At 35.5% G+C, this 8,356-nt stretch carries 9 protein-coding genes; 7 read left to right on the forward strand and 2 right to left on the reverse strand.

What is annotated here, in order from left to right; translation table 11 throughout:
• The first annotated feature begins 46 nt into the window (after positions 1–46).
• The 6 genes from ACFSW4_RS04505 to ACFSW4_RS04530 all read left to right on the forward strand — a co-directional run bounded on the left by ACFSW4_RS04505 (position 47) and on the right by ACFSW4_RS04530 (position 4,372).
• Complete coding sequence (locus tag ACFSW4_RS04505; protein WP_377327720.1) at positions 47–1,435, forward strand: hypothetical protein; 1,389 nt, start codon at positions 47–49, stop codon at positions 1,433–1,435.
• A 258-nt stretch (positions 1,436–1,693) separates the two neighbouring features.
• On the forward strand, positions 1,694–1,972 hold the full coding sequence (locus tag ACFSW4_RS04510; RefSeq protein ID WP_279401432.1) for an ArsR/SmtB family transcription factor: 279 nt from the start codon (positions 1,694–1,696) through the stop codon (positions 1,970–1,972).
• A 158-nt stretch (positions 1,973–2,130) separates the two neighbouring features.
• The gene (locus ACFSW4_RS04515) at positions 2,131–2,517 is read left to right on the forward strand and encodes a VOC family protein (protein ID WP_054752545.1); all 387 of its coding nucleotides are present in this window, start codon (positions 2,131–2,133) and stop codon (positions 2,515–2,517) included.
• Positions 2,518–2,814: 297 nt separating this feature from the next.
• Positions 2,815–3,348 (forward strand): GNAT family N-acetyltransferase, encoded by a 534-nt coding sequence (locus ACFSW4_RS04520; protein ID WP_377327722.1) that lies wholly within the window; start codon positions 2,815–2,817, stop codon positions 3,346–3,348.
• A 193-nt stretch (positions 3,349–3,541) separates the two neighbouring features.
• On the forward strand, positions 3,542–3,886 hold the full coding sequence (locus ACFSW4_RS04525) for a hypothetical protein (RefSeq protein WP_377327724.1): 345 nt from the start codon (positions 3,542–3,544) through the stop codon (positions 3,884–3,886).
• A gap of 111 nt (positions 3,887–3,997) precedes the next feature.
• A complete protein-coding gene (locus ACFSW4_RS04530) occupies positions 3,998–4,372 on the forward strand; it encodes a hypothetical protein (RefSeq protein ID WP_377327726.1) in 375 nt (124 codons plus the stop codon).
• Positions 4,373–4,486: 114 nt separating this feature from the next.
• Here the strand turns inward: ACFSW4_RS04530 and ACFSW4_RS04535 are convergent, their stop codons facing one another.
• Complete coding sequence (locus ACFSW4_RS04535) at positions 4,487–5,092, reverse strand: hypothetical protein (RefSeq protein WP_054752541.1); 606 nt, start codon at positions 5,090–5,092, stop codon at positions 4,487–4,489.
• A gap of 138 nt (positions 5,093–5,230) precedes the next feature.
• Positions 5,231–6,733, reverse strand: a complete 1,503-nt coding sequence (locus ACFSW4_RS04540) for an SLC13 family permease (RefSeq protein WP_377327728.1) — start codon at positions 6,731–6,733, stop codon at positions 5,231–5,233.
• A 216-nt stretch (positions 6,734–6,949) separates the two neighbouring features.
• Here ACFSW4_RS04540 and ACFSW4_RS04545 point away from each other — a divergent pair, with 216 nt between their 5' ends.
• Entirely contained in the window at positions 6,950–8,254 is a 1,305-nt protein-coding gene (locus ACFSW4_RS04545) for an MFS transporter (RefSeq protein ID WP_377327730.1), read from the forward strand.
• Positions 8,255–8,356: the final 102 nt, after the last annotated feature.

Here is an 8,356-nt window from a genome sequence, read left to right on the forward strand (position 1 = left end):
TTAGACATATAATTATGATAAACTAGTGTTAACTAGGAGGGTTGATATGATAAATCACCAATTTACGATTCTAGATGCTAAGAGCAAGTCATTGAAACTACGAGCTGAACGGATGGCGAACTATGTACAAGCGCAGATCTTGGAGGCCGTGAGTGACGACCAAGAGTTATATTACTTGTTTTTCTACAAAGGTGCGTTCTTAACCGCCAAAAAGACCACTAAACTGCGCAGACATTCCTTCATTGAAAGAGCCTTTAAACAAGGTCACACTTATCAAGCCCCGCATCCGTTTATGAACCACTTAGTAACATCTAACCACTCTGCTAAAATCATTAACAACAAACAGCTTCTCCGTAAATTGAACCAACACTTCACCAAACAAGAAAAAGCCTACATCTTAACGTTTTTCGAATCGTTTATTTCCAAAAAACAATTATTTAATGAACTTAAAGATATGTTTTATGAGGACCGTAGAGGCGGACAGTTATTTTCTGCTTATCAGATCATCCGAATTTTAAAGGATTTTGCACCAAAACATAGCTTCGTTAAATCACTAGCTAGTGACTTAATTTATAAAGATTTTATCAACATGTACCAAGACAGAGAAGAAGCGCTTTTTCAGGAAGATTTAATTGAAGCGGAAAAAATTATGTTCCATGAGCCAGACCGTTATTTTGATCAGTATGTTAATCAGCTAACTACAGAAAACCGCACGCTAGAACAAAGTATGCTCCTTTATGAACAAATGAAAATATCTCCTTCAAAGCAGGTATTAAACTCACTGAACCAACTTCTACATCAACACTTCTCAGACCAAGAGTCGGTCGATTTATTAGAGCGTTTATCTAGGCAACGCCCATTTACCCCATTACATGAACTTCTGTTAAGAAAATATTTAGACCTAAAACAAATAGATCGCGCTTCCTTATTGTTACTACAATCAAATTTTGAATTAACTACAGCTGATATGAAACAACTGCACACTTCTTTAAATGAAATGTCTCCTGAAGAGTTAAAAATCCAACCAGAGGCATTGCAAAACTTACTTCTAAAACTATTCAAACAAGAGCCAAATTCATCTGACGTACTGTTAAATAAATGTTTGATCTGTCTACTCGCACAATATGAATTAACTGATGTACATGACTGGCTAGAACCACTAAGAGAGGTATGCGGCCAGCTTGATGTGATTCAGAAGTTTGATCGAATCTATAAGATGAGTGAAGACTTGGAAAACATGCAGCCACTTGGAGAGCTATATTTTGAATTCAAACAGTGGAATCAAGCATTAGACTGTTTCAGCATGGAATCTGAGTTAAAGCCAGATGAAGCACGACCACTTAAATGGCTATCGAAAACATATTTAGAGATGGGTCTGAAAGATGAATCAGAAGCTTATCAGAAAATGTATGTGAACTTACAGAAGCAGGCGTAAAAGAGTTTATTTAACACCCGATTAAAAGATTTAGACAACGGTGAACATCGCACGTGAATTCATTTTTGAATTCACGTGTTTTATTTTGGGTATATCAAGAGTTTTGAGCTTGCTATTAATATCAAGCTTTAACATACTCACAAGGTATGAAATCAATATTGTAGTTATGGTTACATGATTCAGTTGTTTTTTATGCAACTATTTAGTTGCTTGAGGTTGACATGTAACCTTTTGGTTGCATATAATGAAAATATGAAATTGGAAAGAGAAAAAGACGCTATTTTCAAAGCGCTCGCTGACTCGACTCGGCGACTAATATTGAATGAACTATCCGAACGCAATGAGCTGACGCTGTATGAACTTACATCACGTCTTATTATGAAACACAATCTCACCATTTCTCGTCAAGGGATAGCTAAACATCTTTCTGTATTGGAAGAGGCGGGACTTTTAAAATCAAAACGAAAGGGGAAATACCGAGTTCTTATGTTTGACAACGAACCACTTAAAAACTTATTGAAAGGGTGGGTTGAATAATTTAAAAATAATATATCCCACAGACGTAACTAAGGGAATAGAAGTGTACGAAGTTACTTAGGGTGTTTCGATTAGTTCAGTAGATGTATGGCTATCAATTTACAGCTAGATTTTGCACATCACCACCATACATCGAAGACATTTAGGAGGGAAAATATATGCAAATCATTGTTACCAGTTTATTTGTAGATGATCAAGATAAGGCACTAAAGTTTTATTCAGAAACGCTTGGTTTTGTAAAAAAGCACGATGTTCCAGCCGGTGAATTTAGGTGGATAACAGTTGTTTCTCCGGATAACCAAAATGGTACCGAGCTTCTACTCGAACCAAATGACAATCCAGCTGCCAAAGATTATCAAAAACAATTACTTGAGCAAGGTATCCCAGCAACAATGTTTGGCGTTACAGATGTTCACAAAGAGTACAAAAGATTATTGAAACATGGAGTGACGTTTACTATGGAGCCAACAGAGATGGGGGATCACACTTTAGCTGTCTTCGATGATACATGCGGTAATCTTATTCAGATAATAGAGCGCAAGTAACATTATGTTAACCATGTCCTAATTTTTTAGGACATGGTTTGTATATTTAAGTTCAAAATTCTCATCTTACAAGGTAGCTATGATATTTTAACACCAGATTTAATAAAAACCCTATTATTAAAACATATACCTCACGCTGAATTAAAAGAGATTAAAGATTGTGGCCACTGGACAGTAGTGGAGAAGCCTAAAGAAATAATCAAGGCTGCAAATGAATTTTTTGCTGATTCCTTGTTGAACTAAAGACCTACTCTAAACAAATCTAATATAATAAATGATATTCCATATTAAAATAAGATGTTTTCATCAAAAAGACTAGTATTACGTAAAGTAGATAAAAATGATGTGGAACTATATCACTCATGGAGAAACAATATGGATGTGATGTATACAACTAATCCATCTTTAGATTTATATTCTCTTGAGGATACAAGAAGTTTTGTTGAAAATAACCTTACTGACTCTAGGTCTTCTAAGAGCTATATCATCCTCCAAAAAGAAGAAGATAAAGCGATAGGAATTACTTCACTGATCAATATTGATTATAAAAACAGAAATTCTGAATGTATTATTGATATTGGAGAAAAAGATTATTGGGGTCAAGGATATGGTTCCGAGGCATTACAAATCTTACTAAACTATGCTTTTCTTGAACTAAATTTGCACCGAGTATCTCTAAGAGTATTTTCATTTAATCATAAAGCAATTAAATTGTATAAAAAGTTAGGTTTTAAAGAAGAAGGCATTAGCAGACAATGCCTGTTTAGAAACGGAAAATGGGAAGATATTGTGCATATGGGGATTTTACATAACGAATATTTAGGTGAATAAAATTCTTCTACTAAAGGGGCATTAATCCAAAAAGGGTTAATGCTTTTTCTGTCGAATTCATTGTAGTGAAGGTTAATTATAATAATGAGAAGACTATGATTGAATATAAGGAGAAACCATATGTTGAACAAATTAATTTAGAAGGTCTTGAACTTCTAGGCAGGTTTATTGTATAAGTGGAAGGGGTTTATAAATGTCGAAAACAAAGAGATTCTTCGTATTTACAACTTTAGCTATTATATTGATAGGTTGTTCTCAAATTGAAGAAGGAACATTTATTCAAGGGAACATAAAGGAAATCAACGAAGTCAGTGGAGATATGGTAATTGAAATTGAAGCTTGGACAACATTTAACAAGCCAGGGACTTCTCTTGAGTCCTATGGTTTTGAAAAGAAGCCAACATCACAAACTATTCGAATTCCCACTCCAGAAGATTATGAGGAAGGGCAAAAAGTTAAAGTAGAGATTATAAAAAATTATGATGAAGATGTATGGGATTTAGATAGACTAAGATTTGAAGTAGAAGAGGTAAGTTAGAATATTAAGGTAACGGGGGCAAGAGTTGATGAAGGTAGTAAATTTATAAGAAGTGAAGGGGAAAATATGGTTTATGTTGGATTATTAAGAACAAAAAAGTGAGGTTTGTATATGAAGACTGTTAGTCAAGAAATCCAAGAATTGTCCATTAAATCCTTGGAGTCAACTTTTAATAAACTTTCAAATGCTTATAAAAGTATGACAGAAAAAGGTTCAAATACAACTCTTGTGAAAAAGAGACTAAACGCAGTAAAAATTGGTTTAGAAAGCCTAAAAGGTACTTGGAATGGGGAAGATTTTTGCTATGACGAAGAAATCATATCGACTTCTAAAGATGTTCTACAAGGTATTATTCCGTCTATCGAAAAACAAATAGCACAAGCAAAAGAAGGAAGTTCTCAAAAAACATTAAATGAGCGTCGTTTAAATGCACTAAAACTGGCAATCGAATCTTTAGAGAATCGTCTTATAAAAAACGGTTCTTAAATTTCTTATTGTTTCAGAATCGGGAGAGTTACATAAACAAGATTGAAGGAAACGTTATTTGTTATGGCTTCCCTTTATTTTTAAGCAATTATCAACATTAAAGTTTAACAGATCTTAAATATTAACAGTGATATAACTCATTAGTATGATGAAGAAGAAAAGAGTTTCAAGGTTAATAATTAACGAGTTTGGTTTTATGCTAGATAACCATTTGACTTGTTTGATTACGCTTGTATTGAGCATTAAAACTAAATAATAAAAAAGCATTACACTAAATATAAACATTAGAGTAGCCATTAAGATTTCACCATTATTCCAAAAAGTGAACCCTAAAAATAATGCCCAAATACCTTTGAATACCCCGGTCAAACTTTCAAACGGATTTGATAAGGTTGCCATCATATAATCTGCTTGTTGTTCAGTAATAGACTGATTTTGATTTCGTTTAACAATGTACGTAATATGACCTGTTTGAAGCGCCATGGTTATTACCAACATAAATAAATATACAAATCCAAATATGGTACCAACAATGAGAATTTCTGAATTTAGTAATAGATATAAAGACAATGGTAAAGGGAGCCATAAGGCATTCATTGTTGCCATTAGAATATGTATAAAAGCAAACTCGTTATTTTTAGCCAACATTTTATATGTAAAAATTATAATTATGTATAATAATATTCCGATCCAACCGATAATTGTTGTAGAAAGTAACATGATAACTCCTTGAGTTAATTGTTTAGTTAAATTTTAACATAATATTCAAATGATTATAGGTTTAAAATCTCCGCACAGGCATAAAAAATCACGTGAACTCTTGTGAATCCACGTGATTTTAGCTTTACGCTTATTTTCCTAGAATGGATAATTAAATAAATCTAATCCAAATGTAAGTGGAAGTAATAAGTAAATGGCTGCGGTAATGATGATCACAGCAACAACATTGAGCCATAGACCAGCCTTAGCCATATCTTCAATTCTTAAATAGCCAGACCCGAACACAACAGCGTTTGGTGGAGTTGCAACTGGTAGCATGAATGCACATGATGCAGCGAGTGCACCTGCAATCATCAAGCTGTACGGGTGAACCTGGATAGCGCTAGCTAACGATGCCATGATTGGAAGTAGCATGGTAGCTGTTGCCGTATTCGATGAAATTTCAGTAAGTAAAATAACGATTGCTGTAATGATGGCAACGATTAACACGAAGTTTAACCCTTGAAGACCTGTCATTTGTTCACCAATCCATTCAGCAAGTCCCGTATCGCTAAAGCCTGCCGCGATTGCAAGGCCTCCTCCAAATAAGAGCAGAATACCCCATGGCAATCCTTTTGCTGTATCCCAGTCCATGATGAATTCGCCTTTTTTATTCTTAGAAGGAATTAAGAACAAGATAAGTGCTCCAGTGATCGCGATGACCGCATCATCTATTCCTGGAAGCAAGTCTTGTAAAATAAAAGATCTTGAAATCCAAGCTAATGCCGTTAATGAAAAGACCGTAAGCACAAATTTTTCTTCTGTTGACATGCTGCCAATCTCTTTCATTTCATCATCGATGACGCTTTTTCCGCCTGGAAATTCATCAATGTCTAATCGAAAAGCCACTTTCACTAAATAAAACCAAGCGATCGTTAATAGAATTATGACAATTGGAACACCAAACATCATCCAAGTTGCAAATGAAACCGTAACATTAAATAGATTATCGACAACTCCAGCAAAAAGCGCGTTTGGCGGTGTACCAATTAATGTACCTAACCCTCCAATAGATGCACTGTACGCGATGGCTAACATAAGGGCTTTTGAGAACTTATCTGATTCAGCTTGGCTGACCTCACTCGCATTAGTTTCAGCAGATTCTCTCATTTTGTAAATGATCGCCGAACCAATAGGTACCATCATCATAGCTGTTGCGGTGTTAGAGATCCACATCGATAAAAAAGCTGTTGCAATCATGAATCCTAATATTAAACGATTTAACCCTGTTCCAACCATTTTAATAATGGTTAGGGCAATTCGTTTATGTAGGTTCCATCTCTCCATGCCCAGTGCGATTAAAAATCCTCCCATGAATAAGAAGATTATGTCATCTCCGTAAGCAGAGGTCGTATCACCTAATTCAAGTCCGCCTGTTAATGGGAATAAGATAATCGGTAATAAAGCTGTTGCTGCAATAGGGATGGCTTCAGTAACCCACCACGTCGCAATCCATAACGTACTCGCTAAAATGGCTTGAGCTTCTGCAGACATTCCTGGGAAAGATAAAAATTGTAGTGTGACAATAAATAATAAGGGGCCTAGAATTAGGCCAACGATTTGTCTTCTGTTGTAGGCTTGTTTTTGAGTATTCTCAGTCATCATGATCTCCTTTACTAATAAGTGTTTTATTAATATTATGAAAAAATTTTATATTTAAATAAAGGGTATTTTAGTCTAGCTCGAGATTCTTAGGTTTCTTTTTAATAGTGTCAATTTGTCTTGAGTTTTCTATATTTATTGTAAATTTTCTGAAATATGTGGAAATAAACTTCAACCTTTTGATATGCTTAAAGAAAATAGTGAAAGAGTGATGTTATGGACCGTAAGCTGCAACGAAGCTGGATGATGTATGATTGGGCCAATTCAGCTTTTGCAACGACGATTATGGCTGCTGTGTTTCCCATTTTTTATAACAGCGTAGCAGCGAACAACCTTTCAGAAGGAACTGCTACGAGCTACTATTCTTTTACCCAATCTGTCGCTGTTTTAATCGTAGCAACTATGGCGCCGGTATTAGGAGCGATCGCAGATTATTCAGGAGCCAAGATGAAGTTCCTGCGTTTTTTTGCTTTCATGGGGATGGCAGGAAGTGTACTTTTATTTACAGTGAACGAAGGGGATTATTTATTAGCCTCAATTCTCTTTATTTTAGCTTCAGTTGGTTTTTCAGGAGGGAATGTATTTTATGATGCTTTCCTGCCGCACGTGGCTAAAAATGAAGAGATGGACCGCATTTCAACGAAGGCTTATGCATTTGGTTACATAGGTGGCGGGATTTTACTTGCGATTAACCTTGTCATGATTATGAAATATGACTGGTTCGGATTCCCGAGTAGTAAAGAGGCAACACAAGTTGCGTTTGTTACTGTTGGGATTTGGTGGTTTATCTTCTCAATTCCTTTGTTTAAGAACTTGAAGGAAAAGAAGGTCGGTGATCCAACTGAGAAAAGAGATAAATCCTATATTGCTATTGGCTTTAGCCGAATTGGAGAGACATTCAAAACGCTTAAGTACTATAAGCAATTATTAATTTTTATTATCGCGTTTTGGATGTTCTCAGATGGGATTTCAACCATCATTCGTATGGCGACGTTTTATGGTTCGACCATAGGTATTGGCACGAATGACCTTATTGCTGCATTATTAATTACACAGTTTGTCGGAATTCCATGTACGTTGTTTTTCTCAAAATTGGCCAAGTGGATCTCGGCTAAAAAAGCGCTGACGTTAGCACTTGCGGTTTATGTTGTCATCGTTATACTAGGCTATTTCATGACTAGTGCTCTTCATTTTTATTTGTTAGCGGTTTGTGTAGGAACCGTACAAGGCGGTGCGCAGGCACTTAGCCGATCGATTTTTGCTCGCATGATTCCTCATAATAAGCACGCTGAGTTTTTTGGTTTCTACGGAATTACATCAAAATTCGCAGCCATTATTGGACCAGCCGTGTTCGGGATTACAGCGGGACTGACGGGTAATAGTCGCCTAGGAATTCTGTCTCTAATCGTGTTCTTCATAATTGGTATCGTGTTATTACAATTAGTGAATATTGAAAAAGGAGAACGTGAAGCTAAAGCACTTGAAGATCCAAGAGAGTTTGTGAAAGTTGAAGTGAAGTAAAAGAGGTTGGGACAAAAGTAATATAGCTTTTCTATAAACGAATATTGAGTGTTATTAGCGTAGTCAAAATGCAAGACTCCCTCGGGAAATGTTGTCATACCA

This window comes from Piscibacillus salipiscarius, from assembly GCF_042685285.1.
Classification (GTDB): domain Bacteria; phylum Bacillota; class Bacilli; order Bacillales; family Alkalibacillaceae; genus Piscibacillus; species Piscibacillus salipiscarius.

What these genes read in the sequence shown, in the direction of transcription:
- ACFSW4_RS04535 (WP_054752541.1), bottom strand. Translation starts at nt 5,092, where the DNA reads ATGTTACTTTCTACAACAATTATCGGTTGGATCGGAATATTATTATAC.
- ACFSW4_RS04525 (WP_377327724.1), top strand. Translation starts at nt 3,542, where the DNA reads ATGTCGAAAACAAAGAGATTCTTCGTATTTACAACTTTAGCTATTATA.
- ACFSW4_RS04530 (WP_377327726.1), top strand. Translation starts at nt 3,998, where the DNA reads ATGAAGACTGTTAGTCAAGAAATCCAAGAATTGTCCATTAAATCCTTG.
- ACFSW4_RS04520 (WP_377327722.1), top strand. Translation starts at nt 2,815, where the DNA reads ATGTTTTCATCAAAAAGACTAGTATTACGTAAAGTAGATAAAAATGAT.
- ACFSW4_RS04545 (WP_377327730.1), top strand. Translation starts at nt 6,950, where the DNA reads ATGGACCGTAAGCTGCAACGAAGCTGGATGATGTATGATTGGGCCAAT.
- ACFSW4_RS04540 (WP_377327728.1), bottom strand. Translation starts at nt 6,733, where the DNA reads ATGACTGAGAATACTCAAAAACAAGCCTACAACAGAAGACAAATCGTT.
- ACFSW4_RS04515 (WP_054752545.1), top strand. Translation starts at nt 2,131, where the DNA reads ATGCAAATCATTGTTACCAGTTTATTTGTAGATGATCAAGATAAGGCA.
- ACFSW4_RS04505 (WP_377327720.1), top strand. Translation starts at nt 47, where the DNA reads ATGATAAATCACCAATTTACGATTCTAGATGCTAAGAGCAAGTCATTG.